The sequence below is a fragment of the Streptomyces sp. NPDC127119 genome, assembly GCF_042677425.1.
Classification (GTDB): domain Bacteria; phylum Actinomycetota; class Actinomycetes; order Streptomycetales; family Streptomycetaceae; genus Streptomyces.
Genome location: NZ_JBHXTO010000303.1, coordinates 1 through 2460 on the forward strand (window position 1 = coordinate 1; position 2460 = coordinate 2460).

Below are 2460 nucleotides of genomic sequence, written 5' to 3' on the forward strand. Positions count from 1 at the left end.
CTTCCACTCACCCCACATGAACCCCATGCTCGACGACTTCGAGCACATCGCCGCGGACCTCACCTACCACACACCCACCATCCCCCTCGTCTCCAACCTGACCGGCCGGGCCGCCGCCCCGCGTCGCATCACCACCCCTGCCTACTGGGTCCGTCATGTGCGGGAAGCGGTCCGCTTCGCCGACGGCGTCGGCACCCTCCACGACCGGGGCGTCCGCCACTTCATCGAACTCGGCCCGGACGCCACGCTGACCACCATGGCCAAGGAGTGCGTGCCGCAGGGCGACGACGTCACGTTCGTCCCCCTCATGCACCGCGACCGGAACGAGGCCCAGGCCTTCCTCGCCGCCCTGGCGGCCGCGCACACCCACGGCAGCAGCCTCGACTGGACCCTGCTGACCGGCACGGCTCCCGCCGCCGCCCTTCCCACCTATCCCTTCCAACGCCAGAGCTACTGGCTGGAGGCGCCGAAGCCCACCGCGGGTGCCGGCGGTCCGGGACTGACGGCGACGAGCCATCCGGTGCTGACCACCTCGGTCGAGCTGCCCGACGGCGGCGGACACCTGTTCCTCGGCCGCATCTCGGCTTCCGACCCCGCCTGGATCCCCGAACACACCGTCTTCGGCACCCAGGTGCTGCCCGGCGCGGCGTTCGTCGACCTTCTCCTCCACGCGGCGGGGCACGTGGGCTGTGAGCAGATCGAGGAACTGACCCACCATGTGTTCCTCGCCGTGCCGGACCGCGACGCGCTCCAGCTGCGGGTCCTCGTCGAGGCCGCGGACGAATCCGGACGCCGCCGGTTCACTGTCTACTCGCGGCCGGAGGACGCGCCGACCGGCGACGACTGGACCCGGCACGCCACGGGCGCACTCACCGCGGAGCCCGGTGCGGTCCCCGCGTCGGCCGACGTGTTCTCGGACGACCTCTGGCCCCCGGCCGCCTCGGCCTACCTGGACCCGGAGGAGTTCTACGACCGGATCTCCGAAGCGGGACTGGGATACGGGCCGCTGTTCCGCGGACTGCGGTCGGCCTGGCAGGACGGGGACACGCTGTACGCGGAAGTCGCCCTCCCCGCGGGCACCGACCCGGGCACGTACGGCATCCACCCGGCCCTGCTCGACGCGGCGCTCCAGCCTGCGGCGCTCGTCGCGGGTGACGGGACGGCCGGCGACTCCGTCAGGGTCCCGTTCTCCTGGGGTGGTGTGTCCCTGTACGCCACGGGAGCGACCGCACTGCGGGTCCGCATCGAATCCTCCGCGCCGGACACCGTTTCGCTCGTCGTCGCCGACCGGACGGGTGCGGCGGTGCTGACGATCCGCTCCCTCAGCATGCGGACCGTCGGCGCCGACCAACTCGCCGCCGTGCGTACGGCCGACACCGCGGAGCTCTACGGGGTCGACTGGCTCGCCCTTCCCGTACCGGGGGACAACGACCGGGCCGCTGCCGAGACCGCGTGGACCGTGGTCGCCGATCCGCACAACCAGCACCTCGCGTCGTCGCCGGCGGCGCTCGGCACCGCGGTGGAGGTCCGGCCGGACTCGATGACCCTCCCGGCGGCGGCACCGCAGGACAAGGCTTCCGGACCGGCGGTGTTCGTCACCTGGAGCGTCTGCGAACCCGGCGCCGACACGGTGCGGTCCGTACGCTCCGTCACGCGCCACGTGCTCGGCCTCGTCCAGTCGGTCGTGGCCGACGAACGAACCGACTCCCGTCTGGTGGTCCTCACCAGGGGCGCGACGACCACCGGCAGCGGCGACGAGTCGGCCGACCTGGCCGGAGCGGCGGTCTGGGGGCTGATCCGCACCGCGCAGTCGGAACACCCCGGCCGGTTCACCCTGATCGACCTCGACGGCTCGGACGCGTCCCTGCGGGCCGTACCGGCCGCCCTGGCCACCGCGGAACCGCAGCTCGCCGTGCGCGACGGCTCGCTCCTCGTACCGCGCCTCGGCCGCATCCGTACCGGCGCCCCCGTAGCGGCGCCGGACGGCTCGCAGTCGCAGGACCCGGCGTCGGACGGCTCGGAGCCGGACGGCTCACCGGTGCGGTTCGACACGGACCGGACGGTCCTCGTCACCGGCGGAACCGGCGCCCTGGGCAGGCTCCTCGCCCGTCACCTGGTGGTCACGCACGGCGTCAGGAGGCTGCTGCTCACCAGTCGCCGCGGCGCAGCCGCGGGCGACACGCTCGTCGGCGAACTGGCCGGTCTCGGCGCCGAGGTCACGATCGCGGCCTGCGACGTGGCCGACCGCCGGGCGCTGGAGGACCTGCTCGCCGGGCTTCCGGAGGAGCACCCGCTCGGCGCGGTCGTGCACTGCGCCGGCACCCTCGACGACGGCATCGTGACGGCGCTCACTCCTGAGCGGTTCGACGCGGTGCTGCGTCCGAAGGTGGACGGTGCGTGGAACCTGCACCGGCTGACCCAGGACATGGACCTGGACGCGTTCGTGCTGTTCTCCTCCGT

General features: G+C 73.3%; 1 protein-coding gene. It reads left to right on the forward strand.

Going from position 1 to position 2460, the window contains the following annotated elements; genetic code table 11:
- Window positions 1-16: 16 nt before the first annotated feature.
- The coding region (locus ACFVH5_RS44305; protein ID WP_385839357.1) for an SDR family NAD(P)-dependent oxidoreductase at window positions 17-2460 on the forward strand (2444 nt) is incomplete at its 3' end.